General features: G+C 40.0%; 15 protein-coding genes and 2 pseudogenes. 3 read left to right on the forward strand and 14 right to left on the reverse strand.

Translation table 11 applies throughout. From position 1 onward, the window contains the following. Positions 1 to 102 (forward strand): annotated as a pseudogene (locus QSE00_RS25390) (IS982 family transposase); the annotation flags it as partial. Between the two features lie 145 nt (positions 103 to 247). Here the strand turns inward: QSE00_RS25390 and QSE00_RS21460 are convergent. The 6 genes from QSE00_RS21460 to QSE00_RS21485 form a co-directional block, all read right to left on the reverse strand. Then, positions 248 to 1,636, reverse strand: coding sequence for a discoidin domain-containing protein (locus QSE00_RS21460; protein WP_286107455.1), 1,389 nt, complete (start codon positions 1,634 to 1,636; stop codon positions 248 to 250). Between the two features lie 12 nt (positions 1,637 to 1,648). Further along, positions 1,649 to 2,605: a hypothetical protein gene (locus tag QSE00_RS21465; RefSeq protein ID WP_110355669.1), complete on the reverse strand. Its 957-nt coding sequence runs from the start codon at positions 2,603 to 2,605 to the stop codon at positions 1,649 to 1,651. 16 nt (positions 2,606 to 2,621) lie between these two features. Beyond that, positions 2,622 to 3,299 (reverse strand): basic secretory protein-like protein, encoded by a 678-nt coding sequence (locus QSE00_RS21470; RefSeq protein WP_286107456.1) that lies wholly within the window; start codon positions 3,297 to 3,299, stop codon positions 2,622 to 2,624. 104 nt (positions 3,300 to 3,403) lie between these two features. After that, the gene (locus QSE00_RS21475; RefSeq protein WP_286107457.1) at positions 3,404 to 5,239 is read right to left on the reverse strand and encodes a RagB/SusD family nutrient uptake outer membrane protein; all 1,836 of its coding nucleotides are present in this window, start codon (positions 5,237 to 5,239) and stop codon (positions 3,404 to 3,406) included. Positions 5,240 to 5,250: 11 nt separating this feature from the next. Next, entirely contained in the window at positions 5,251 to 8,616 is a 3,366-nt protein-coding gene (locus tag QSE00_RS21480) for a TonB-dependent receptor (protein WP_286107458.1), read from the reverse strand. A gap of 195 nt (positions 8,617 to 8,811) precedes the next feature. After that, positions 8,812 to 9,984 (reverse strand): FecR family protein, encoded by a 1,173-nt coding sequence (locus tag QSE00_RS21485; RefSeq protein WP_286107459.1) that lies wholly within the window; start codon positions 9,982 to 9,984, stop codon positions 8,812 to 8,814. 188 nt (positions 9,985 to 10,172) lie between these two features. Between QSE00_RS21485 and QSE00_RS21490 the strand changes: the two genes are divergently transcribed. Next, positions 10,173 to 10,724 (forward strand): RNA polymerase sigma factor, encoded by a 552-nt coding sequence (locus QSE00_RS21490; protein WP_110355672.1) that lies wholly within the window; start codon positions 10,173 to 10,175, stop codon positions 10,722 to 10,724. 57 nt (positions 10,725 to 10,781) lie between these two features. Beyond that, complete coding sequence (locus tag QSE00_RS21495; RefSeq protein WP_286107460.1) at positions 10,782 to 11,819, forward strand: LacI family DNA-binding transcriptional regulator; 1,038 nt, start codon at positions 10,782 to 10,784, stop codon at positions 11,817 to 11,819. On the opposite strand, the pseudogene QSE00_RS21500 reads toward QSE00_RS21495, so the two are convergent. The 8 genes and pseudogenes from QSE00_RS21500 to QSE00_RS21535 all read right to left on the reverse strand — a co-directional run. Continuing rightward, positions 11,811 to 12,188: pseudogene (locus tag QSE00_RS21500) on the reverse strand (glycoside hydrolase family 92 protein); the annotation flags it as partial. The gene QSE00_RS21495 and the pseudogene QSE00_RS21500 sit on opposite strands and share 9 nt — an antisense overlap. Positions 12,189 to 12,344: 156 nt before the next feature. Continuing rightward, complete coding sequence (locus QSE00_RS21505) at positions 12,345 to 14,639, reverse strand: GH92 family glycosyl hydrolase (RefSeq protein WP_286107461.1); 2,295 nt, start codon at positions 14,637 to 14,639, stop codon at positions 12,345 to 12,347. A 632-nt stretch (positions 14,640 to 15,271) separates the two neighbouring features. After that, positions 15,272 to 15,928, reverse strand: a complete 657-nt coding sequence (locus tag QSE00_RS21510) for a fibronectin type III domain-containing protein (RefSeq protein ID WP_110355675.1) — start codon at positions 15,926 to 15,928, stop codon at positions 15,272 to 15,274. A 4-nt stretch (positions 15,929 to 15,932) separates the two neighbouring features. Beyond that, complete coding sequence (locus QSE00_RS21515) at positions 15,933 to 20,744, reverse strand: thrombospondin type 3 repeat-containing protein (RefSeq protein ID WP_286107462.1); 4,812 nt, start codon at positions 20,742 to 20,744, stop codon at positions 15,933 to 15,935. Positions 20,745 to 20,760: 16 nt separating this feature from the next. Continuing rightward, positions 20,761 to 22,092, reverse strand: a complete 1,332-nt coding sequence (locus QSE00_RS21520; RefSeq protein ID WP_286107463.1) for a DUF5723 family protein — start codon at positions 22,090 to 22,092, stop codon at positions 20,761 to 20,763. A gap of 536 nt (positions 22,093 to 22,628) precedes the next feature. Next, positions 22,629 to 24,821, reverse strand: a complete 2,193-nt coding sequence (locus tag QSE00_RS21525; RefSeq protein ID WP_286107464.1) for a choice-of-anchor D domain-containing protein — start codon at positions 24,819 to 24,821, stop codon at positions 22,629 to 22,631. A gap of 98 nt (positions 24,822 to 24,919) precedes the next feature. Further along, on the reverse strand, positions 24,920 to 25,660 hold the full coding sequence (locus QSE00_RS21530) for a LuxR C-terminal-related transcriptional regulator (protein ID WP_286107465.1): 741 nt from the start codon (positions 25,658 to 25,660) through the stop codon (positions 24,920 to 24,922). Further along, on the reverse strand, positions 25,657 to 26,433 hold the full coding sequence (locus tag QSE00_RS21535; protein WP_286107466.1) for an alpha/beta fold hydrolase: 777 nt from the start codon (positions 26,431 to 26,433) through the stop codon (positions 25,657 to 25,659). Before QSE00_RS21535 ends, QSE00_RS21530 begins: the two co-directional genes overlap by 4 nt. Between the last annotated feature and the right edge of the window lie 200 nt (positions 26,434 to 26,633).

Genomic DNA, 26,633 nt, shown 5'->3' on the forward strand with positions numbered 1-26,633 from the left:
TTTGGAAACTTCATCACAAATATGGTTTCCGGACTCATTGCATATGCCTTTTACCCAACAAAACCAAACATCAATATAGACAACCTTCAAAGAATTGGATAGTCCTTATATCGAACTCACGTTGATTAATATTTTAAGTAACAAAAATGGATGTTCCTAATAATAAAGACCATCCATTTTTGTTATACCCATGCATTATGCATGGTAGATTGAACGTACAACGAACAAATTTTTTCTTAATATCCGGTTATGGTTCAATTAAACGCAAGACTTTTAAACGCCATTCTGCAAGTTGGAAGAGGCCGTCACCATTATTCTCCGTAATAAGCAATTTGTAAAAAGTATAGGCCGTTTCGTTTCCAAAGGAGAATTCAACAGTTTGTCCTCTAGAGGCAAAGGATTGATTGGTCCGGCTATCCAGAACGGTCCAGTCGCTACCGTTATTTGATCCTAATAATTGCCATGTTTTAGGGTCTCTTGAAGGGGCATCGTTTGCAGAGGTCAATGTGTATCTATTGACTATCTGGGCTTCTCCACCAAAAATTTGCTGTAAGAACAAATCGGCCGCATAATTAAATGTTAGGTATTTGGAAGAAGTATCCATGTCTATTAGTTTCTTTGAGCCTTCACCAGCGTCCGGACCTCCCGGGTTTTCATAGTTTACGGTAATTAAGGCTGCACCCTCCTCGGTAATGTCGACAATTTCCGTTACGGGGTCAAATTCATACGGCATGTCCGGATAGTCCATTTTCGCCTGGATAAGTTCCGTGGCCCATTCCTCTGTCCATCCAAAAGCACTTTCAGCTAAGGGTTGCAGATCAGAACCTACCGAGCCACTATAAAAATGTACAAATTCGCCCATGTTCATTTGGGTGGTATAGGAGCCGTCCAGCTTTGGAAATCGCTCACTGCTAGTTTTAAAAAAACGGCTTAATGCGGCGCTACCACCATGATCCTTGTATATTGGAAGGAACCAATCCTTAAACCAGTTGGAACCGGGACTGGGGTAGTCCACTATGGTGGAAATGTTTTTTTCGTACACTCTTAGGCTGTCCTCGGTCATTCCTAGATTGGAGTATACATCATATAAATATGATTGGCTCCATTGGTCGCCCCAAAGGTTGGATGCCGGAGAGCCGTAAGTATTATTGGTGGCCGATTCCACAATTTGACTGGCTTCCAAAATGATGGTGTCCGTGTTGTCTGAGGTCATTTCACTGCCGTTTAATGGAATGTCTATAATATTTCTACCGCCATGCTCCTCGTTAAAATAGGTAGTGTTGAAAGGTGTTCCCTCTGTATGGAACACTCCATATAAACGTTGGTTTCCTAGTTTTCCGTAGGTGTCATTGGTAAATTCCCAAAGGTTGTTCAGAAAACTGTAAGGCCATTCCAAGGGCCGCTCTATCTTATTGTCATAATATACGGCAACGTAATCGTCATAGTATTGTCTATATAGGGTATCATTACGATTATTCCAGGTCTGTGCCAAAATCCGATCTGGGGCACCGTCTGGGTCATCGTTTATAACGGACACAGGGAGTCCTTCAATATCGGAGAGAACGTCGTCTGTATTGCATGAATAAAGGCAAGCCACAAGGCTGGCCAGATATATGGTTAATAATTTATTTTTCATCTTAATTTCGTTTTAATAATTAATATTATAAAAAGTGGATTTTGCTTCTTTTAATTGGGTGTTCCATTCCTCCGGCCACCCAAAGGCATTTTCGGCCAGGGGTTGTAAATCCGCGGCGGCTGCACCGCTCCAGAAATGAACGAATTCTCCCATGTTCATTCGCCTTGTATAGCGATTTCCTTCGGCATTTTTGGGGAAGTGAAGAGCCAGAAGTTCGTAAAAGCGGTTTAACACCTTATTTCCTCCATATTCAGTGTATATTGGGTAAAACCAATCCTTGAACCATTGAGTACCAGGCCTTGGATAATCATCTACCTGTTCCATTAGATTATTGAAGGTATATTCGGCATATTCTTCCTGTCCTGTGTTCCTATAGACATCATAGATAAAGATTTCTGCCCACTTGCTATCTTTCCAAATGTCCCAAGCAGGATTTTCCTTAATACCGTTTGCCGCTCCTTCTACAATATGTCCAATTTCATGGATCATCATGCTAAGTCCCTCTTCCGGACTGGGTTCCAACCAGGTATAGGGGCCGCAATCTACCACATTTCTGAAATCATGGCTTGCATCCATATAGGGGGAAGGATGTCCTCCAGAATATTTTCCAGTATGTAATATGGCATAGAGCTTAGGGTCTTCCCCAAATTCCCCATATACACTTTTTATGTACTTCCAGACTTTTCCCAAATAGGCCTTGGGCCATTGGATTGACTGGTCAACATCCTTGTCAAAATAAAGTGCCAAATGTTCATCCGAATATACTAGATGGACCAACTGTTTGTGTTCAAACCAGTGTTCCTGCCATTTTTCCGGTGCGGCAAAGGGGTCCCCTTCGCTAGTATCCTCCTCTTCCTGATGGAATGCCTCTTTATCTTTTTTTGATTCACTGGAAGAACATCCTGATATAGGGAGTACAAAAATTGCCAATAAAACAATAAAAAGTATGTGCTGTTTTTTTACTATCATGATATCATTTTGTTATTTAAGACATGGAAGGGTTCACTTCGTACAATTTCCAAAGTTGATCCAGGGTTTTACCGGTATATTTTTTCCATAAACCTGGTGTATATGTCTTTTCCCGGAGGTGATAGTCTAATTTTTTAACAAGTTCTTTGTCAAAATTAGCCGTAGTCCATACCAAAAAGTTTGCGGTAATCCTGTAACTATTGGTATAGTGCTGCCCATCCTTGTATTGGGTTAGATACCAATTGGCACGCAGATTGTCAACGCCATACACATGGCGCACGTAATCTGCTATACCTTCTGTAAGCCATCCAGGTCCGGAACCATTGGGATATGCCTGGATAATGTGCATCCCTTCATGGGTTATCAAATCTATGTCCGTAGGATGTTGATGTATCCATTTGGAACTTATGGTTATAGCACCATTTTGTGCATAGGCCACTCCATTGTAAGAGGTGTCGATCTTTACTTTTAGATCAGTGCGCGCATTTTTATTAAAACGCTTCATCAACTTGGGATAGGTTTTAAAAATAGTCGAGACAAATTTTTTCACAATTGCCTTGTCAATGCTAGGGTCTTCATTGTGGAATTGAATTTCTACTCCATGTCTCTTAAAATTTTGAATCTCTTGTGCAGATACCCCTGTTACGAACATGGCCAAAATATAAAGCTGTATGGCAATGGTATTTATTTTCATTTTTTTTATTATTGGTGAAACTAATTTTGCAATGTTTTTGGTAAATCGGATTTCCCGAACAAACAGGAAACCCGATCAACTTAATAAAAGCAAAAACTAACTAACTACCATCCGGTATTTTGGATCAAATCGGTATTGGTATTGATCTCATCCTGTGGTATGGGCCACAGATAGTGTTTATTGGTAAAGACACGTGTTTCAAAAGGAACCACATTGTAAAACTCCGATTCATCGGTAGTATTAATGTCCAAACCATGAATTTCGCCATTGAGGATATCTTGGGCCACTTTCCATCTTCTGATATCAAAATACCTAACATTTTCAAAGGCAAGCTCAACCTTTCTTTCCTTGTGGATGGCCTCGCGCATGGATGCCTGATCAGCAGGGACATCTAAGCCCATAGTGCCGTATCCGGGGATTCCGGCCCTAGTTCTAATGGCATTCAGATAAATTAAAATGTCGGCATTTCCAGGGTCGTATTCGTTAAGGGCCTCAACGTAGTCTAGGTATATCTCGGCCAATCTGATCATGCTAAAACTTCTGTTGGAATTGGACCAGGTGTCAACCACCATATCCTTTCTCACTATATAGCCTGTGGTAGAATAATCGTTGCCACCAACTTCCTTGCCGGAGTTGCCCCCGTACCAGGTTTCTGTGATGGCATCCCCGTAATTACGTACCATCCATAAGCTATTGTTGTAAGTGATACCAGTATAAAATCGAGGTTCCCGATTGACCCATTGATTAAAGGTTTCCCGTTCTTGAAAGTCATATGGAGCTTTATAATTGGAAAAACCTGTATCCTGATAACCGGAAGTAGGATCTTCAATAGATCTTCCATTGGCCATGAAATAGGAGTCTACCATTTCTTGGGTTGCACCCAAGGCACCACCTCCTTTTATTTCACTGGCATAACCGTTGTGGTAAGGGGTCATTTCATACTGTCTATAATTGCTCGCTCGGGTTCTAGCGTAAATTATTTCGCTGTTCCAATCTTTCAACATTACATTACGTGTGGATAGATAAGGATCAAAAACCCCATTTTCATTATTTTCGGTATAGAGACTAAATTCGGTTGGCACAAACTCCTCAATAAATGCTTTGGCTGCATCGGCAGCTAGCTTCCATTTATCATTATCTGTAGTTTGATTAATGAGATGAGTGCCTTCGGAGTTCATTAAATCGGCATAATCGGTGTTGCCATTAAACAAAGGGCTGGCCGCTAAAAGCAGCACCTTTTCCTTGATAGCAAGGGCAAACGGACGAGACATCCTTCCGGCATTGGCCCCTCTAAATTCCAGCCCGGACAATGTACTGGCAGCTTTATCAAGTTCGGCAACGATATAGGCAACACTTTCGTCCATGGTGGCTCTTTGGAGTCCGCTTAGATCCGCGTCAGGATCTATTGGTTCTTCGCCCATTAAAATAACGGGTCCCCATGTCCTTATCAGATTATAATAGAAGTAGGCGCGCAAAGTCCTTGCCTCTGCAGTGTATTGGAGAATACGTTGGTCAGAACAGTCTTCGCATTGATCTATACTTTGTATAAAGGTAGAAGCTGCACGGATACCGCGGTAAAAGTTAGACCATAACGAACTTACCTCGGAGGTTGTGGCGTCCCATGTTCCTATATTCATATTGTTGCTCCAAACAAAGGACCAGGTGTATTCGGCCTCGTCAGAGGCAGCTGTCCAGGGTCCGGAATTACCATTTGTAACGAAACGCTGATTGGTTTCCTGTGGGATCCTGTTGTAAATATTGGCCAGATATTCCTCTACCGTATTTTCTTTGGAAAAGGTCTCATCAAATGTTAATCGGTCGTCGGGGACCTGGTCCAAAAAGTCATCGTTACATCCACCTAAAACAATTAGCACGCTAATTAAAAGAAAAAGGTTTGTTAACGGAATTCTATCTAAAATTCTTATGTTGTTTATATGCATGGCTATGTTGTTTAAAATTGAACGGACATTCCTAAAGAACCTACAGAAATATTGGGGTAGGCGCCACCATTGCTCGTTAATAGCTCTGGATCCCACAGGTCAAATTTGCTGATCGTAAAAAGATTGGTCCCCCTTAGGTAAAGGCGAATATTTTTCACCTTTACCTTATCGCTGATGGTTCCTGGCAAGGTATATCCAAGTTCAGCTGTTTTTAACCGTAGAAAATCTATATCACGAATCCACCATGAACTGGGTTGGGTATTGTTGTTTTGACCCACTCCCGAAGATCCATAGGATAGACGTGGATACATGGCATTGGTGTCATTATTTTCCACTGTCCATCTATCGGTAGCAACACTAAAAAGGTTTCCACGGCCCCCATCGCCATTAAACGGCATGATACCGGTTCCGGACAACATAATGTCGGCCTGACTCTGTCCTTGGAAGAACAAGCTTAAGTCGAAACCCTTATACTTACTGCTTATGCCAAAACCATAGGTAAAGAATGGTACATCGCCATCACCAATCCGTCTTTGGTCATAAGCGTCTATTTTACCATCGTTGTTGAGGTCTTTATAGCGGATATCCCCAGGCATGATCTGACCGAATTGGGTTGGGTAATCCCCATCTTCCGGCGTAATGAACCCATCTTCATTGGTGTCATCTGTGAGTGAATATAGCCCTTCTGCCACATATCCCCATCGGGATAGGAGGCCGCTGGACCTACGATCCAACCAAGAATATGGTTGTTCTGGCTGGCCATTCTCTATAATTTTATTTTTGTTGTAAGAGAAGGTGCCCCTGAACCCTAGGTAGAGATCATTAAAAGTTTTATTGTATTCCAAAGTTCCATCAAAACCCTTATTGTCCACTATCCCTAGGTTTCCAGAAGGATCGGAAACCAAACCTATGTAATTGGGGACATCACTTCTAGATAGGAAGGCCCCTTCGGTATGTTCTTTAAATACATCAAAGATTAGTCGTAGGCTGTTGTCAAGAGCAGTGACTTCCAGACCTAGATCCTGTTTTCTGGATTCTGCCCAAGTAACATCCACTCCTTGATAGGTTTCAGCTATACCGCCTACATATCTAATACTTTCGCCAAAGTTATAGCCATCTTGGCCGTTTTCTACCCGGCTCAAATAAGCAAAGCGGCCAGCCCCTGAGTCCGAGCCTACCAAACCATCTGAATACCTTATTTTTAAATAATCGATAGTGTTGCTAAGAGGTTCAAAAAAGTCTTCATTGGAAATGACCCAACCAGCAGCTATTGAAGGGAAAAAACCATATCGATTATTGGGGGAAAAGTTTTCCGACCCATTGTAACCAGCATTGAACTCGGCAAAATACCTATTGTCATAGGAGTAGGTTGCCCGTCCTGCAAATCCTTGGTTACGATATGGTATGGAGGAGGTAAAGTCGGTCGCAAAACCATCAGTATAATCCGTTCTGTTGAACAACAATAAACCGGTAACGGCATGTTCGTCAAAACTGCGGTTGTAATTCAATGCGGCTTCCAAATAAAACCTCCGTGTATTTCCATTGGTAGGCCTGTTGTCAATTATGGGTCTTTCAAAACCTAAATAATTGCCCGATCCGGTGTAGGTCTCAGTTAGTAAGAGTTCCCCATCCTGTGTATAGGGAAAGTTAGGATCTACATAATAGGTATTCTCTCTTTTGGATCTTTTAATATTGTTTCTGTTATAGGCGTCAAAGGAAAACATACCGGTTATGGACAATCCTTCCGTTAATACGTCCAAATTTTGAGTTAGCCTTAAATTGGAATACAGCTGGTTACGAGTATCGGTCCTAAGTCCCCTTAAAGCGACATCGGCATAGGGATTCCGTAGGTCGCCATTGGAACTACGCCCAGGAACAAAACCACCAGGGTAAAGTACAGGGTATTCCACAGGAGGCACTAACATTGCCTGGGTGAAGATGCTTGAAGCATCCTCGGCGGGATAATTTCCCTCGGAGAGATATCCTTGTAGGCCTAGGAGCATTTTGGTGGAAGGGGTAATGTCTACCGTAAGGTTTGAAGTGAAATTATATCGTTTATATCGGGTATCCGAATCGTAACTTTCCAAACCATCCGTAACAAATAGGCCAGTTTCATCATAATAGCCTATGGATACATAGTATTGGGAATTTTCTACCCCGCCACTAACATTGGAAGAGATTCTACGGTTTTTTCCGAAGTCGTTAAAAACAGTATCGAACCAATCAACATCGGGGTACAATAATGGATTGATGTTGGAGGCGGTCCGTTGTATTGTTTCATCTGAAAATCGGGCCACATTGCCCCTGGTTACCAAGGCTTCGTTGGCCAACTGCATATAGGTGACCCCATCTGCCAAGTTGGGCATTTTGGTAAATTGGGTTACACCTTCGTAGTAGTCTACCGAGACGGAAGGTTTGCCCTGTATGCCTTTTTTTGTTTCGATAAGGATAACCCCATTGGCACCTCTTACCCCATAGATGGCTGTAGCAGAGGCGTCTTTTAATACAGTAAAGGAATCTATGTCCCGTGGGTCGATATTGTCAAGACTCCTTTGTACCCCATCTACCAGTATAAGAGGGGAGGCATTGCCAAAAGTTGAGATTCCACGAATCCAAATATCGGCCCCATCGTATCCTGGCAATCCCGAGCGTTGAACCCCTGTTAAACCAGCTACTCTACCCGCCAGAGACGTACTTAGGTTGGCAACAGGTTGTTCAATTTCTTTGGGCTTAACAGTTGATTGGGCCCCTACCAAACTAATTTTTTTTTGTGTCCCGTACCCAACAACCACAACTCCGTCCAAACTACTGGCGGCTTCCGTTAGCTTCACAATGAGGGTTGTTTTTCCCTCTACAGGTATTTCTAAGGTCGAGTACCCTAGATAACTGAAGACCAAAACCGCATCGTTTGAAACTTCAATACTATAATTACCGTCAAAATCCGTAGCTACACCATTTAGAGTGCCTTTTTCCAGAATATTGACCCCTGGAATTGGGATACCTGTTTCGGCATCGGTTACAGATCCCGTTACTATTGGGTTTTGTAGATAGGAAGAAGGGCTCAGTTGATTGGTCCTCGGACCTTTTTTTAAAATAATCTGATTTTTTAAAATGGTATATGCAATATCTGTATGATCAAATAAGAGCGATAACACTTCATGGATATTCTTGTCCTTAATATTTACGGTTATTCTCGGAAAGTTTTCTATAAGGTCATAATCGCCAAGAAACTTATATTCACTCATAGTTTCGATCTTTCCAAGTACCGTCATTATTTCGGCATCTTGGACCGTTAATGTAAAATTGGTTTCCGCACTGGGGTTTGCAGCTGGTATCTGCCAAACGTTGGTGAGTACCAAAAACAAAAATTTGATCATAAGAGGGATGTTTTTGGGTAAAAAGGAATCTGTACGATTCCAATTAATTAGGATTTTCATACTTTAGCTTAATAATTAGTTAATGATTTGAGCGATCATTACTTTCATAATCGGGGAATGTTTGCAGCATTTCCCGATTTTATTTTTGTAGTAATGAGTTGTTTAGTTTTTTAAAGGTTTTTTTCTATTACATTTTTATTTGGTTTTTAGAGGTTCATAAATGGTAATTTCCCTACCCTCCACCTTGTATTCAAACGCTTGACTTTCTTGAAAGGATCGGAATATTTCTTCAATGGTCTCGTTATCAAATTTGGCGAAGAATTGTTTGTCATTCAGTTGTTTATATTCATTGTTGATTTTTACATCGAAATGCCTTTCCAGCACCTTAAGTATATTTTCGAACGGCCTTACCTTGAAGACAAGTCTGTTGTCTATCCAGGCAACAAATTCCTCTACATCTACCTTTTGTACATCGATTTCCGAAGACTTATTGTTAAAAAGCCCCATTTCACCTGGTTTTATGATACGCATTTTCGTGTTTGAAGTTGAAGTTTTATCATTGGAAAGTCCTACGGAACCCTCAATGAGAACTGTATTCACCGTGCTATTTTCTGCATATCCGTTTACATTGAAACGGGTACCCAGCACCTCGACCTTCAAGCCTCTTTGATAAACCTGAAATGGTCTTTCGGAATCTTTTGTCACCTCAAAAAAGGCCTCTCCATCTAGAAAAACCTCTCTTGGGGCGTTAACGGCAAAGGCTATGGGGTAACGAATCTTACTTCCAGAGTTTATAGTTACAAAGGTCCCGTCTTCAAGAATGAGTTTAAACTTTTTCCCCAAGGGCACGGAAATCTCGTTATATATAACAGATTGTTCGTTGAGGTCGACAATCTTATCATTAAATTTTCTATAGTTAATAACTCCATGGTCCTTTTTGGCAATTACTTGTCCTTTGTCATTGGTGATTACTTCGGATTCGGTTTCAGAAAGTATTTTTACAGTGCCATCTTCCAATTGAATAGTAATGGCATTTTCTGGAATTACCAAGTTAGTGGAGGAGTTGCCATTGTAGAACACTTTTAATACACTGGATAAACCAATTAGCAGCAAAATGGCGGCAGCTGCTTTTAAGAATACATGGTATTTACTATTTTTGGGTTTGGCCAGTTTTTCCTGAATGTTGGCAAAACTACCTTCCACATCAAAGGAGGGTAGCTCACGGTTTAGCAGATATTGGTCTTTGGCAAATTCTTCAAATTCCTTCCTGTTGGCATCATTTTTTATTAGCGATTCCAATTCCCTAAGCTCACTTTTAGTAATGCTCCCAGAAAAATATTTCCCAATGAGTTCCCTTAATTTTTCCATTTCTTAACCTTTCTTATTCATAAAACAACATAAATTTAAAAAACCCTTAACCATATAGTATATTTTTTTGCTAAATCGATTAACTTGTTCGCGATTTTATAGGTCAGCGATTATTCAAATATTTAATTAACAATCGATTATAATGATATTTGCCATTATTATTTTTTTTGATATAATCCCATTTATTCATGGCTAAGGTGGAATTGGTGGATAAATTACGGGATGGAGACCATGATGCCTTTAAACAGGTTTTTCAAGAGCATTATGAGGCCCTTTGTTCCTTTTTGCTGACTATGGGACTTTTTGATAGGGCCATTGTGGAGGATATTGCCCAAGGTTGCTTTATTACACTTTGGGAAAAGCGCTCTTCATTGCGTGGAGGTTCCAGTCTTAGGGCATTTTTATTTACCATGGGTTATCGCAGATTTCTAAATCGGATAAAAAAGGAAAAACGTCATGTTTCGGCCTTGGAGGAACTGAAGTATGTAAGTATGATTAAAAATATTGCTGAAGATGACGAGTTTCGGTCCAAAAGACATTTCCAACTTTGGAAGTTGATCGATGAACTTCCAGAAAGATGTAAACAAGTTTTATTGCTTCATAAGGTTCAGGGATTATCTTACGTGGAAATTGCAAATGAACTGGGTATTTCAATAAAGACAGTAGAATCCCAGATGCGCATCGCCTATATAAAGATTCGGGCGGGTTTTCAGGGAGATGGTATGGAATCCAAAGAATAGGAAATAACTAGTAACCATTATCCAGTATCACCTAAAAGTGGGCCAAGAATCAACAATATGAAGAAAAAACGTTATTCCATAAAAGATATCGCACAAGAATTAAAGGTATCCAGAACAACCATATCTTTTATTCTTAATGGAAAAGCCAAGGAAAAACGGATTAGTGAGGCACTAACCAAAAGGGTATTGGAATATGTGGAAAAGGTAGGGTACCAACCACATTCCATCGCAAGAAGTTTAAGGACGGGAAAAAGTAGGGTATTGGTTGTCATGGTCGAGGATATCTATTCCAAGCTGGCTAGGATAATTGAAGATGTTGCCTATAAAAAGGGGTATAGGGTGTTGTTCTGTAGTAATGACAACGATGATAAAAAATCCAGAGCTCTTTTAAAGCTATTCAGGGACAGGCAGGTGGATGGATATATTATTGTTCCGTCTCCGGGTGTTGAAAAGGAGATCAGGGCAATGGACCAAGAAGGGGTACCAGTTGTTTTGTTTGATCGATATTTTCCTGCCCTTAAGGTAAGTGCTGTTCTTGCGGCAAATAAACAGGCAACCTATGCGGCAACAAAACATCTAATTACAAATGGGTTTACCAAAATTATCTTCTTAACCATAGATTCTTTGCAGACACAAATGATGGCCCGCAAGAAAGGCTATTGCCTGGCATTGGAGGAACATGGGTTGGAACCGATAATCGTGGAAATTCCGACCAATGTGAAAAATAGTCTTGCGCAAAAGGACATATTAATGCAACTAATGAAAAAAACCAATGATTTTGATGCTATGTTTTTTGGCACCAACTATTTGGCCGTAAGTGCTTTGGAACTTATGAAGGAAGAATTTCCGTCCTATTTAAATTCCAAAGGCTTTTTTACTTTTGATGACAGTATTCTTTTTAAATTGTTTTCTCCTTCAATTTCTGCCATTTCACAACCTTTAAAGAAATTTGGGGAGCTTTTGATGGAGATGATCGTAGATAAAATTGAGTCGCCACAAGTGGATGCTGAAACGGATTTTAAGATACATACCTTGGATTGTGATATAGAATACAGGGAAAGTTCAATGCCTTTAAAGGACCGTAGCGGAATTTAGGAAGGTGTAATGGTGAATTCCCACCCGGTTGCCATTAGTTCGGCTTGGATCTGGTAATCGTCCTGCACAACGCTGTAATAAACGGCTTCGGCTATTTCACTGTGAAGTGGGAACCGTGAACGGTATCCGCTTTCAGAGTCGGCAGCGGTCCCAGGATTTAATTTTAGGGGTCCAGTTGTGGGCATGATCAAGAAATTACCAGGTCCGAATGCCCAGTTCCGCTAAAATGGATATTACTAAAACCAACAATTGTCCTGTCCCCGTATTGACAACCGGCACAGTATTTATATACATCCGGACTTTATTGTACACTGCCATAAGGCACGGTGGCCCAGGGTAGGTATGGCCCATTTTGGCCATACCTATCATAGGGTCTACATATTGTACGTAATTGGTTTCAAAAGGAACTGTAACGGTCGTGTTCTTTTAGGAAAATGAACTTAATGTAACTGCGCATATCCCTAAAATTGCATAAGGCCTATTTTTTACGGACTTGATCATTTGATTACAGTTTGTAGAAATTTTTTATTCGTTCGATAAGGAGTAGGGGTAGGCATCTTTGGTAGTTCCGCGCTGTTTATTGGGGGTGCTGTCCATCTCGATATCCAAAATGGCACCTTCCATAACCATGGAATGAAGGAGGTAATTTTTGTTGTATTCCTTGTTATTGAGCTTTATATGTTTGATGTATTTATTGTCCTTACTGTTTTTTGGTGCGTGAATAATAAATTCCTTTCCATTCTGAAGGTAAATGGTAGTCTTTTTAAACAGTGGAGCACCCAATACATATTGGTCGGTGGTAGGTGTTACCGGGTAAAAACCCAATGCCGAGAAAACATACCAGGCCGAGGTTTGTCCGTTATCTTCATCACCGCAATAACCATCCGGGGATGGAAGGTACATCTTGTCCATAGTCTCCCTAACCCATTTTTGCGCTTTCCAGGGTTGACCGGCATAGTTATAAAGGTATATCATATGTTGAATGGGCTGGTTCCCGTGGGCATATTGGCCCATGTTGGCTATTTGCATTTCGCGAATCTCGTGGATTACTCCACCGTAATAGCTATCATCGAATATTGGGGGAAGGGAGAAAACTTTATCCAGTTGGCCAATAAAGTCGCTTTCGCCGCCCATAAGGTTTATTAAGCCTTGGATGTCATGGAACACGGACCAACTATAATGCCAACTGTTTCCTTCGGTAAAGGCATCGCCCCATTTGAATGGATTAAAGGGTTTCATAAATTCTCCATCTTGGTTCTTCCCCCTCATCAATTTGGTTTCGGGGTCAAATAATTTTTTATAGTTTAAACTACGCTCTTTATAGGTTTTAATTTCCTTTTTAGGTTTTTTTAGGGCTTTAGCCAATTGATATATGGCAAAATCGTCGTAGGCATACTCTAGTGTACGTGCCGCGTTTTCGTTAATTCCCACGTCATAGGGTACGTACCCCAGTTTTTTGTAGTAAGGTGCTCCTGCACGGCCAATTGCCGTCATTGGGCCTTCGTTATTGGCACCATTAATCAAGGCGTCATAAAGGTTTTGGATATTGTAATCGAATTTTCCATCAGATTTAAGGTAGGCATCGGCAACCACGGAAGCTGAATTGTTTCCTACCATAATATTCCTTAATCCTGGACTGGCCCATTCCGGTAACCAACCACTTTCATCATATGCATTGGAAAGACCGGCCTGTATTTTGGCGTTCAGTTCGGGATACATTAGGTTCAAGAAAGGAAATAATGCTCTAAAAGTATCCCAGAAGCCTGTATCGGTAAACATATATCCGCTTCTTACCTCTCCATTATATGGGCTATAATGTACAACGTTGCCATGCTTGTCGTATTCATAAAATTTTCGCGGAAACAATAAGGATCTATAGAGACAGGAATAAAAGGTTTTGAATTGTGCGGGTGTACCTCCCTCAACCTTTATACGGCCAAGTTCGTCATTCCAGACCTTCTTGCCTTTTTCCTTCAGTGAGTCAAAATTATGATCGCCAATTTCGTTCAGGTTAAGTGCTGCTTGCTCAAAGCTGATGAAGGAAGAGGCTACCTTTGCATTGATCTGTTCTCCCTTTTGTGTTTTAAAACCAATAATTGCTCCGGTATGATTGGATTTTACTTCCAATGTATTGCTAAGTGTGCCATCGCTGAAAGTTTTTTTCAGTTCAAAAGGTTTGTCGAATTGAATAATAAAGTAATTTTTAAAATTATTAGGAACCCCTCCGCTATTACGGGTAGTGTAGCCAATAACCTTATTTTCTTCCGGAATAATTTTTACAAAAGACCCACGGTCTAGGGCATCGATTACTATTGAAGCCTGATCAGATTCAGGAAAGGTAAAACGGAACCGGGCCGCCCTTTCGGTTGGGGTTATTTCGGTTGTTACGTCGTGGTCTGCCAGATAAACACTATAATAGTATGGCTTGGCAGTTTCCGTCTTGTGTGAAAACCAACTTTGACGCTCCTCTTCCGGGAACCTAATTTTGCCGGTAACCGGCATTATTGAAAACTGTCCATAATCGTTCATCCACGGTGAGGGTTGGTGGGTTTGTTTAAAGCCACGGATCTGGGTAGCATCATAGGTGTAGGCCCAACCGTTGCCCATTTCACCGGTCTGAGGGGTCCAAAAGTTCATGCCCCATGGCATTGCGATTGCAGGATAGACATTTCCATTGGATAAACGGTAATCGGAATCTGTTCCAATTAAGGGATCTGCCCACTCAGCTGGCTCGTCTATATGGTCGATCACCACTTCCTGAGCAATGGATGTGGTAAGGAGTAACGGGATAAGTAATAGGAGAGAGATTGGTTTTTTCATACTTTTTGTAGGGTAATTTGAGTTTAACTTAGTTTATAGGCAGGATGAAATCACCCACCTGGTAGTTGTATGGGTTCAACAATACTATTGCCGACCGATGTGAAAATTCTTTTGCAACATTATATGTTTCTGAACGTCTGTAAGCAAAGCTTTTATGAGCACTGTTTTAATTCTGTAGGTGCTATTTAGGTCGTTTAGGGAATACAATAATACAAAATACTAAATCGATTTAGCAAATTTTTTTGAAACAATTGTTTCAATTGGTTGGTGTTGCACCTTACAGTAGGTTGTGGGAAAAGCGCATGAAAAAAAATGGTTATAGGCCAATATTGAAATTGAAAACGGCTTCAATCTGTTTCGGATCTTGGATTGATTCCATTGATACTTTTACCTTGAATGAATAAATTTACAGCGAAATTCCGATGATAAAATTTATGTGGAGTTGTTGAGGACCTTAGGTTGGATCGATCCCGAAAGTTGTTTACCTAATATAAAAAGTTAGAGTTTATTATTTCAAGTGCGTGTACCGTTTATTTTGTGCATCGCCCAAATGCATAGCATTCATGAATATTGGAATAATTAATTAAAATATATATCGCAACCTCTCCAACAAGAAGGACAATACTGGGGCATCAAAACGTTACAGTAACCTTGGAGTCTGAATAATTTCCATTTTCATCAAATGTAACAATATTCAAATAATAGGTTGCACCCGTTTCTACACTGGCATTGAAAGATTGTTCAATGGTATTGTCCAGGAACAGGGCAGGAGGGTTTTCTTGGGAAAAATATACTTGATAATAGTCGATATCATTATCTAGATCAACTCCTTCCCATGAAACATTTACAGTATTATTTTCATTTTCTGGTAACCTAATATCTGCAGGAAAAGGCACATGGTTTGAATCTGCCAGACCTTCCGTGTAAAAACTGAAATCTTCACTTTTTTCGGAATGTCCAAAATCATCCGTAACGGTTACGTTCCATGTATAAAGGGTACCCGGTTCCAATTCAATGGAAATAAAGGAATCAGTAGTGGTAAGTAAATTAGATTCCCCAGTTACTCCATCCGTATAGTTAATGTTGTAGCTTGTAATCTGGTCAACATCATTCCAATCAAATTCTACGGCAATCTTATTGGATTCCAACTTTGTTCCAAAACATTGTTTATTGTTTTCGGGGAGCAGTAAGCTAACCTTGCCTATACTGTTACTTGGTTCAAACTTGCCCTCACAAGCAAGAAATACCGATGTAAGGGCCATAAGATAAAATATATTCGACTTCTTCATAGCGCTACTCTTTGATAATTTTAAACTCTATAATTTCTATTCCCGAAACAACTTTAAAAAGATAGATTCCTTTGGGTAAATCTGGCAGCTGTACCGTAATATCTCCGTTTTCGATTTCTTCATGTATTGTCTTGACCAAACTACCTGATAGGGTGAAAATATTTATTTGGGCCTTGCCATCCCTTTCAAAACCACTAAAATTAAGAATGTCCTTTACAGGATTGGGAAATATCGATACGTTTCCAATAATAATAACGTCTTCAAAAATACCCTGACAATCAGATCCCCCTGTAATGGAAACTAGGTTTTGACCTTTATTAATGGGTATTTCCAGAATTTTATTTGAAGTATTTTCAAATTGAAAACGATAAATATTGTCATTTACCAGGGCTTCATAATTCTTGCTTCCCTGAACAATAAAGCTTGCTTTTAAATTGGTGGCATCTATGGCATTCGCATCTACGCTAAGTCTTTCATAAGTGGAGACTACAATACCAAAACATTGCTCATAATCTGGAAGTTCAGGAACAGTCAGGCAAACTTGATAACTTCCCCTCGCTAGATTATTTTGCTCAAAGGCATTATCATAATTAGCGGATCCAACAACATTTCCATTCAAGCTCACTGTAAATGTGTAATCCTCATTATCAATAGTGACTACAAAACTCCCGTTTTCTTCACCCTCACAAGTTTCACTTTGGACAATTACTTGAAGGGCTTCCTGATCAAAGGAAGTAATTTCATAAAGGCAGCCATTTTCTGCTGGGGTTCCCGATACGTACGGGCAGTCATCATCAATATCCGGAACCCCATCATTATCATCGTCACTATCTGCATTGTCGCCAATTCCGTCATTATCATTATCTGAAGATTCACTGCTATCCCTAGGGAATACATCTTGGTCGTTATCAATGCCATCGCCGTCTATGTCAGGGTCGCACACATCCCCGAGACTATCATTATCCAAATTTGCCTGATCCGAATTGGAAGTGTTGGGGCAGTTGTCCACATCATTGGGAATACCATCGTTGTCGTAATCGTTGTTCCCTTCACAGGCATCTCCAATTCCGTTGGCATCAGCATCTTCCTGATTTGGGTTTGCTACAGTAACACAATTATCCGAGTTGTCACCTACACCATCTTGATCCGTGTCTGACCATTCCGAGGCATCCATAGGGAATGCATCATTTGTATTCGGGTAGCCATCACCATCAATATCCTCATCGCAAACATCGCCAAAAGCATCTCCATCGAAATTTGCCTGATCCGAATTGGAAGTGTTGGGGCAGTTGTCCACATCATTGGGAATACCATCGTTGTCGTAATCGTTGTTCCCTTCACAGACATCGCCAATTCCGTTGGCGTCAGCATCCTCTTGATTTGGGTTTGCCACAGTAACACAGTTGTCCGAGTTGTCACCTACACCATCTTGGTCCGTGTCTGACCATTCTGCGGGATCCATTGGGAATGCATCATTTGTATTCAGGTATCCATCACCATCAATATCCTCATCGCAAACATCGCCGAAAGCATCTCCATCTAAATTTGCCTGGTCCGTATTGGAAGTGTTGGGACAATTGTCTATAGAATCTATTACGCCATCGTTGTCGATATCCGTTCCATCATCATCTATTATATTAACTCTAATGCGGACAACACCATTGATATCTGAATCTTTTAGGAAAACACCAGTTTCATTTTCCGAAATATCCACGTAATAATACTCTGCGTCTTCAATGGTATTGTCATTATTTATTCCAAGGGTAAGTAAAGGAAAACCACTAAAATCATAGGTAAGGTTTACAACCTCATTTACTGCGTAATAATCAGATCCATCAGTAGGTGGGTCACCCCCAATTGCAGTGCCGTTTCCTGAAACAATTTGAAAGTCGTATCCTTCAAAATTTTGGTCCGTAGCACTTGGATCGCTAATATCAAAGAGAACCGTTAATTCTTGCGAACTGTTCTCTTGAAAATTGTATTCGGTAGGGGTAATCATTTGGCCCCCTTCCAAAAGAGGTGTTATTTCAAAGGGAGGGGGTGGTTGGTTGTCATCATTGTCATTTATAAAACCTGTGGCTTGATCATTGTCTATTACTAATCCCAATCCCTGATTGGTAGTAGTGATCGCAGTGATAAAGTTTTCTTGATTTTCAGGATCGGTATCATTTATCACTTCAACCTCAAAGGTTATGGATTCCTGGGCTGGTTGGATATAAAGGGTTTTGTCGACATTATTTTTGATGCCGTCAATAAAATCAGTCCCAAGCACGGCTGCATCTGTACCTATACCAGGTAAAAAATCTACTTCAAATTCAATATCGAAAGGCGTATCGTTCACAGCAGGATTCCCATTCCCGTCACTTAATAAAATGGAAAAACCGATATCCGCGCCTCCCTCCAATCCAATTTGGGTAGAGGATAAGGAAATGTGGTTGTCATTATCCAATATGGAAATTCCTGCAAATGGTGCTCCTGTGTTGGGGTCTAAATAATACCCTTCACCTTCGGTAATTTCTAGGTCTATAAACTCTCCGTCCTCAAATAAATTATCGTCTATCGGTTCCACTGTCATTATAGAAGAGCCCTGACCATTAGCTATGAAGAAGGAATCTATTGAAGATCCATCAATTGTAAAATCCACACCTTCAATAGCATCCCCATTGTTCAGAAGTGAAATTGCCATATCCCGTCCACTTTCGTTAATTACACCGTTACCATTGTCATCAAAAATGGATATGGTAAAATTACCGTTGGATCCATTTTCGGCAATATTTGGACCGGCAGTAACATTTATCCTATAATCGTCTTCCAGAATGGTATAGGAGTAGATAAGGGAACCTTGGTCAAGGGAAGCGCCATCCGAGGCATTCACCAATTCTCTAGAATTGGAAAATGCTTCCAAAAAAACCACTTCATTACCCTCAAATTCGCTATCACTTGAGATGTTGAGGCCAGGTACAAGAATTGAAGTAAAGGTGTCATAGATCCCGGCCGGTATTTGTACTTCCAAACTTGCACCACCGTCAAGATCATAGTCCGTTGCCGGATCTGCTATATTGTTACCGGCAAAGGAGCTGGTAAATAAAATTATACTGGTGGGCGTTGTTACAGTTCCTTCCAGTAACAGGCGTGGGGTAGGGGTACCCGAGTCTTCCCAGTTAACCTCGTTGGGCAATATAAACGAAACAAGAACAGGGGGGTAAGTTGAACAATCTTCACTATATACAGTTTGGGAATCCTTGGACCAACCCGATGGTGATGTTCCTACTGTTGCTGCATCAACTTGTATACATGATAGTGTTGGGTAGTGCCCAGCAGTATTCAATTCTGTAATGGCAGCGTTATTTCCATTTTTTAAATTCAGTTCGTTTAAAGGAACTCCACCTAAACCGGAATTATAGGCCAGCCGAATTATTTCGATATTGGGGGAAGTAGAAAAATCCAAGGTTTCAATTCCAGTATTTTCCCCTTCGAATGTAATGAGACTATTGGGTAAACCATTATTTATTGTGGTTAAATCCAAGGAGGAAAGGTTTGGATTGTTGCGAACACTAAGTGTTTCTATGTTCGAAAAATTGCTAATGTTCAACTGGGTTAGGGCATTGTCAACTACTGAGAGCCGTTCCACAGTACTTAATCCGTTACCAGAAGTAGTAATTTCCGTTAAGGATGGGTTGTTTTCAATTTCAATATTTAGTAATTCCGCATTATTGTTGCCCAAATTAAATTCAGTGATAGCCGTATTTGTTATTACAAGATTTTGTAATTCGGTCATCCCAGCTATGTGCTCACCCACGATCAGATCGTTTAAAGCTGAACAATTTTCTATAGTTAAATTTGTAATACCCGACTGCCATATTTCTAATTTCTCAAGACTAGGTCTATTGCTTAGGTTATAATTGAACTGTGTTGCAGGGTCGTTATCGTTGAAAATACTGGCATATATGGTCAAATCCCTTAAATTGGAATTTGCGGGAGGTAGCACTAGGTTTGTCAGGTCTAAACAATTCCTAATATCCAATATTTCCAAACTGTTGACCGTAGAAAAATCAAGGCTGGTCAATACTGTGTTGTCAATCCTTAGGTTTGCCATATTGCTATTGGTAAAAGTAGCAAACGTAGTGAGCGAGGGGGCGTTTTCGATTGTTAAATCAGAAATTGTCGAATTACTGAAATCTACATAGCTTAAAAGGGGTTTGTTTATTAGGTCAAGTGCCTCTAAGTTCGAATTTAGGACCACTACAGTTGTGAGGTTATCGTTACTGCTTAATTCGATATCCGAAGTAAGGGTGTTAGTATCACCAAGTACAAAACTACTCAGCTTTGAATTTGCAGAAACATCTATTGAGGTCAATAGGGAACCGTATATGCTCAAAGACGATAATTCCAGATTTTGTGAAACATCAAGAGAGGTCAATTGTGTGGGGCCTACCCTTATCCTTTCCAAAGCATCCGCACCATTCACTACCAGAGAGGAAAGATTTGGAATATTGGTGTCAATTTCTTTCAGTAGTTTGTTTTGACTAAAATCCAGTTGCACGAGGTTTAAACTTCCCCCATTAATATGTACTTCCTCCAAAAAAATGAAATTTTCAATACCCGATAAGGTTTGTATATCCAAATTATTTAAATTAAATACAGTATTGGTGACCTTGGAAGCATCATCGAAACTAATGGCATTGTCTGGAAATGGGTTACTGTCAATGCCCTCTGCTATCAAATACGACTCAAAGGATGGATCTATTGGAAATGTCTGTGAAATAACAAATAAACTGTTAAGGCCTATAAGTAAAGTAAGTAGTTTTCTTTTCATAATCATTCTTTTTTTATCACCTCCTATGACTAATTGGTATCTTAAATCCAAAATAAACATTGACCATTTGTGGACTATCCGAAATTAGGTTTGATAATAAACTTCCCGAGCCCACAATAAGAGGGCCCAGTTTTAATCCTGCACCAATGGCCGTTTTACCCAATGGGCTATAACTTATGGGCAGATATGCACTAATTATTCTGGTCTCGAATCGCGGGGTAAACGTAATTAAGTTAAGTCGATTGTTATTGTAGGGTGCATTCTTCTTTACCACCGTTTGTGTTATATCCAAATTGGCGTAAACCAGGGGTAAGAGCTTATAATCTATATTGAGTCTTAAGGAGGTTGGTAAAGCAATTCTAACATCTCCCAAGGTACTTGTACTGGAGAAATTGTTGTCTAACGCATCAACAAAGTCATCCTCTACCTCATCCGCATCTACCGTTCCATTGATGTCGTATTTGGTAAACTCAACATCTTTATAGGTGATAGCTCCCAAATCCTGTAATGACATACCTATTTTAACCCTATACTTATTTATGGCCCTTTGATTATCACGTGTATTTGAGGCCATGGATGAAGGTGTTCTATATTCATACACCACGCCTAGATCCATTCCATAACCGGGCGAATAATTTTTAATATAGTCTTTCGGATCTTGATCTTCGTCATAACTCATGAGATATGAAAAGTCCCCATTAAAATTTATTTGATTGTCCGCTGCGGTATAACTTCCGGATAAATTATTGGACGATCCTTGGGCTATCCCACCGCCCAATAGATACTTTAAGGTTATTCCTCCTTTTAAATAGTGATTGTAAAAGTCGTCAAATATAACCCTGCCATATGCAAGACCTATTTCTCCCCAACCATGGGTAGTGCCATCCAGGTTATCCTGGTCAACGCTATAATCCTCAGTAGGGAAACCATCCAAAATACTTTCCAGGAATTCACCGTTAATGTTGTTGTAATTGTTTACCAATCTAGCCCTGGTCAGTATACCTACACTGTGTTTTTCGCTAAGGTTAAACATAAAGGAAGGCCCCATAACCTCTAAATTGGCAAGAACCTCGTTGTGGGAACTGGCAAAGGTGTTCAAATCCGTAAAATCTGCCCCATCTGCCAATTGGGTTACATTATCAAATGAAAAACCTACATAGTCATTGGCCACGACTGTGCTAAACGAGATGAAATTAACATCAATTTGCACCCTGGAATCAGCGATGTTGGCGGGATTGGAGGTAACTCCATGGATTCCATTAAAGTTGTCCGTAATATACCCGGTGTAAGATTGACAAACTAAAGAGGAAGAAAAAAGAATGGAAAACAGGAAGTAAATATTCTTCATTTGGTATGGTTTAGTAACAGCTGTTTTTGGTTTGGTTTTTTGTTCCATAAACAAGAATGACTAAATCCAGATGAACCGAATGTACAATCCTTGGGCTATCGGAAGGATGTAAATTCCACATTGGTAATTGGGTAAAAATTTTGGGGGGAGAATAAATTATAGGAAAGTTAAAGTTTATCAGTAGACCTTAGCATTCCCTTGACAAATATAATGTCTTAAAAAGTATTGGGAAATACCTACTAGTGGGTATTTTTACGCCAATACTGGATAAAGGGAGAATAGGATTGTACAGTTTATTTATTAACCGTATTTCTTACTCGGTAATCCCGATTTGAATGCTCCGACACTTGCCTGCCTTTGTCGTTTGGGCAGGGCTGTGACGGGGAGGTTTGCCCACACACTTTCTATTAATTCCAAAGGAACTGGGAAGCCGTTAATCGAAATAAAGATGTTATTTTGACCAATCATTGGAATGTAAAAAAAATAATTATTACATAAAGCGCTCCTATGCTGAGTTGTAATAAACCTTGAGAAAATTATTGACGAACCAAGGATACACGACCTACTGTATTAGGGTAATCCGATATACAGGGAACACTCGGTGTCATTTTTATAATCATGGAATACTCTCCTGAACGTACATAAGGGAAGAATTGGATCCTTGCGGTATGAATGTTTAATGAGATCTGTTGGGTCGATTGAAGGGGAGGTGAGTCAACATCGTCCGCACAGGCGTCTGAAATGTTACTTTCAACAATTAAATTAATATTCAATCCATTTTTAAAATGATAACTGTTTTCAATATAAGTGCTCCCACCTTCCAATTCCAAATTAATTTTATTCTCTTCCGTATTGAAAGTAATTAGTTCGTTCATTATAATTTGGTCATTAGAGCTATTTATAAGCTGTAATTTCCAAACCCCCGAAAGATAGTTTTCCGCATTGCCTTTTAGGGATATTCTATTATTTTCTTGGTCTACATCATTTACCACAATAAATGAAGAAGCATATTCTTTTTCTTCCTTAGGAGTGAAGGTTACGTTGACCGTCTTTTTACTAAAGGGAGGAATACTGCCAGCTTTCCAGTCTACAGAGAAGCCCTCCAACATTTCAATATCGGTAACCGTTATCGGATCATTTAGGTTAGGGTTCTCAATTTCCACAGGGAGGGTCTCGCTTTCACCAACAGCTACGTGCCCAAAATCCAAATCCCCGGATAAACGGATTTCCAATTTTTTTCCTTTCCCAAAAACTGGCCATTTATTGTTAGTGTCGTCAAGTGTGTTATCTACTACAACAAACCCATTGTATTCCTTATCATCGGTAGGTTCAAATACTACCTCTACTTCCTGTTTTTTTCCGGGAGCAATGGTTCCTTTGCTCCAACCATTGATACTGAACTTATCCGTAGGGAGACCTTCAAAACTTATGGCGTTAACTACCAGATTATCATTTAGATTGGGGTTCTCAATATCAAAAAATTCGGAGTGCGGTTGGTTCATTGCAACCCCATTATAATTTAAAGAGCCGCTAAATTTTATCTTTGCACCATCTTCATTGGTGGCAATGGCGGTAATGGCCTTGGTATCAAAAGGGTCGTATTTGTCATTGCTGATTTTCAAGAAGGTATTGAAGGATCCGGCAGCATTTTTTGGAGCAAATGCAACTTTAATTTCCTTGCTAAACGTTTCGCTCCCAGCGGCCCCCAGGGTGAAGGGCAAGGGAGTGTTTATTTGAAAATATTGCGCATTGCTATTTACGGATATAGCGGTAATGGTTATTGGGTCGGTACCCCTATTGAAAATATTTAATACTTCGGTTTTGGTGTCATTGATGTCTACTTCGCCAAAATTCAAGTTTCCAAGAATGGTTACTTCGGCTGAACGGCTTTGAAATTCTTCCAAGTCCTTTTGTAATTCTGCAGATATACGTTGCAGTTCCTCCAGTTTTGCCTGAAGGCCTGCCGCCTCGGCCACCACGAAGGCAGTACAGCCAATAATACCGGTAGGGCAGGTTAATGCATCGATAAACCCATTTACTTTTTCCAAATCCAGGGCCATTGCTTGGCCTATTTCTGTATCAGTTGCCTCAAGTAGGCTCTGGGATAGTTCAAAGACCATTGGAGAGCATTTGAAGGCAGCAAGCAATCCCAAAGGAATGGCCCCTGTGCCTACTGAACCTACCGAGCCTACAGCGAACATAGCTAAACCTTCGGCACAACCAACAACGTCCACCACCAGTTCAATATTGGAGGCAATATCGCGAATTTCCTCTGTTGTAGTCTTTTTTATTACCTCTCTCTTATTTGTAATAAAATCATCAGTGGAAGAAACTGTAAGGTTGGTAACAAAAGATGTCGCACCATTTAGCTCTAGGGCCATGTCTACAACTTCGTTGTTCTCTTTAAAATTATAGAGGACCGTGAGTCCCTCATTGTTCCTTTTGGATTTAGGTAATCCAGTTTGTTCATCAAGCACAATATACTCTTCATAAGCACCGTCTTTGTAGAAAAAACCATCATAATCACCATCTTCGTCCAAATCGCGGACATATAGACGTGCATTATTCTTATGTACAAAAGCAAAGGGGAATTGGGAGTTTCCCGTTTCAAAGATTAGTATGTTTTTTAAGGAGTTTTCTTGATCATCAAGCCTATCATCAATTCCCGTATCAGGAATACAAGAAAAGATAATGCCAAAAATAACAAGAATGGCGCACAGCTTTTTCATAATACAGAGAAGGTAACTTGGCCAGCAAGATAGACCATGTACGTACACAAAAAAATACCCACTCCAGGGTATATTTAGTGGGTCAATGGGAGTTTGCCCTATTCCAGAATACCATTTTTCTTACAAAACAGGAGTACATCATCAATAGAATGTGATTTAGCCTTTTTTAAGATGTTTTTCCGATGTGTTTGAACCGTATGTTTACTTATATGCAGATTTTGAGCAATTTGTTCTGAAGTGAAATCCTTATCCAACATCCTAATGACTTCTTTTTCCCTCTTGGTATAAAAGTCCTTATATAATTGGTAAACTACTTTTTTGAACTTCTTTAGGTCAAGTTCATTGGCTTGAAAATTCCATTCTACCCTGTCGCTGGTTTCCAAAAATGAGATGTCGGTCAACAACGAAAAATTACTTACCATTCTACCTTTCACATCACGTTCAAAAGCTGAGGATTGCCTTAATATTTTACAATAGTTTCCATCCTTCTTTAGGAACCGAAAAGACAGAAATAGATGAGCCTCTTCGTTCGAAGTTGGAATCTTTGTTACATGTTCCACAACGCCTTTTGTGATTTTTTTAACGATATCCCTATCGTCAGGATGGGTGTAGGCCACTAAATCTTCAGCATTGAATTCGGCCAACGTATAGCCAGTTAAACTTTCCAAATTTTTTTCGTAGATCATTCCTCTATCGGCCCAATGTGCCACATACAAACACTGTTTGTTGTTTAAGGGGAATTTTTCAAAAATTGAATAATCTTTAGGTATATATTTATAATTTTTGACAATATCTCGAATACCCTCTCTGAAGGCCTGCATCTCTATACGATCTTTCATGATTGTTGAAGACTATTTGCGAATTCAAAAAGAATTTTGTTAAATGCAGCTGGATTTTCAAAATGGGGAGAATGGCCTGATTTTGACACACTGTGTATCCTGATGTTTTTGTCAATATCCATTACTATATTTTCCATGTATGATTTGTTTATAAGACCATCTAGCTCACCTAGTACAAAAGCAATTGGAAGTTTTGTCATGGTTAAGATGTCCACTTCATCCAAAAGCTCTCCTTTACCTACGGCTATACCCAAATCATTTCTGAATTTGCCATCGGATTGTCTTATCAAGGACTTGATAAGGGTGTTGTCTTCAGCAGAACTTATGAAATTTGCCAAATCGTCAAGTTCCCCATTGTTCAAATTAGCTTGGAACAATAAAGCCATACGTTCGTCATTGTTAAAGGCCTCATCTATATTCAATGGTTTTTTTAACGGCGGGGTGCCACACAACAAAAGGCCAAGGCAGTTATTTAGTTTTGGTAAAGCTTCAATGCAGAAATGCCCTCCCAAGGAATGCCCTACTAAAATATAGTCTTGTTCCTTATTGATTTTTTCCACCAACATCCCTGTAATTTTTGTGATGGAATAGTTCTTCATTCTTGGAGATTGACCATGCCCTGGTAAAACTATGGTAACCAGGTTAAAATGCCGCAGTTCGGTTGCATTGAGCTGGTGTTGCCAAATCGCTGGGCTTTGTGAATTGCCGTGGACAAAAATGAGCGTTAATTTAGAGTTATCTCTTGCCTTTTTGGTAAAGGTGCTTAACTTCATATTGGGGGAATTCATTATGGCATGTGCGTTTAAAGATAGCGGAAATTTAACCTAAATAAACTGAAAGGGATCGGTTTACTCCTTGATCGTTCCTTAATATTCGATTAATTACGACATTGCAGTAATCGGCGGGCTATGATCTGTTTATATCTTAGGGTTCTTATTACTAATATAAAAGGCTAAAATATAAAAGGTGGGAT

Source organism: Arenibacter flavimaris, assembly GCF_030291335.1.
In the GTDB taxonomy this organism is placed as follows: Bacteria; Bacteroidota; Bacteroidia; order Flavobacteriales; family Flavobacteriaceae; genus Arenibacter.

Coding starts and splice junctions, on each gene's coding strand:
- QSE00_RS21460 (WP_286107455.1), bottom strand. CDS start 1,636: ATGAAAAATAAATTATTAACCATATATCTGGCCAGCCTTGTGGCTTGC.
- QSE00_RS21465 (WP_110355669.1), bottom strand. CDS start 2,605: ATGATAGTAAAAAAACAGCACATACTTTTTATTGTTTTATTGGCAATT.
- QSE00_RS21470 (WP_286107456.1), bottom strand. CDS start 3,299: ATGAAAATAAATACCATTGCCATACAGCTTTATATTTTGGCCATGTTC.
- QSE00_RS21475 (WP_286107457.1), bottom strand. CDS start 5,239: ATGCATATAAACAACATAAGAATTTTAGATAGAATTCCGTTAACAAAC.
- QSE00_RS21480 (WP_286107458.1), bottom strand. CDS start 8,616: ATGATCAAATTTTTGTTTTTGGTACTCACCAACGTTTGGCAGATACCA.
- QSE00_RS21485 (WP_286107459.1), bottom strand. CDS start 9,984: ATGGAAAAATTAAGGGAACTCATTGGGAAATATTTTTCTGGGAGCATT.
- QSE00_RS21490 (WP_110355672.1), top strand. CDS start 10,173: ATGGCTAAGGTGGAATTGGTGGATAAATTACGGGATGGAGACCATGAT.
- QSE00_RS21495 (WP_286107460.1), top strand. CDS start 10,782: ATGAAGAAAAAACGTTATTCCATAAAAGATATCGCACAAGAATTAAAG.
- QSE00_RS21505 (WP_286107461.1), bottom strand. CDS start 14,639: ATGAAAAAACCAATCTCTCTCCTATTACTTATCCCGTTACTCCTTACC.
- QSE00_RS21510 (WP_110355675.1), bottom strand. CDS start 15,928: ATGAAGAAGTCGAATATATTTTATCTTATGGCCCTTACATCGGTATTT.
- QSE00_RS21515 (WP_286107462.1), bottom strand. CDS start 20,744: ATGAAAAGAAAACTACTTACTTTACTTATAGGCCTTAACAGTTTATTT.
- QSE00_RS21520 (WP_286107463.1), bottom strand. CDS start 22,092: ATGAAGAATATTTACTTCCTGTTTTCCATTCTTTTTTCTTCCTCTTTA.
- QSE00_RS21525 (WP_286107464.1), bottom strand. CDS start 24,821: ATGAAAAAGCTGTGCGCCATTCTTGTTATTTTTGGCATTATCTTTTCT.
- QSE00_RS21530 (WP_286107465.1), bottom strand. CDS start 25,660: ATGAAAGATCGTATAGAGATGCAGGCCTTCAGAGAGGGTATTCGAGAT.
- QSE00_RS21535 (WP_286107466.1), bottom strand. CDS start 26,433: ATGAAGTTAAGCACCTTTACCAAAAAGGCAAGAGATAACTCTAAATTA.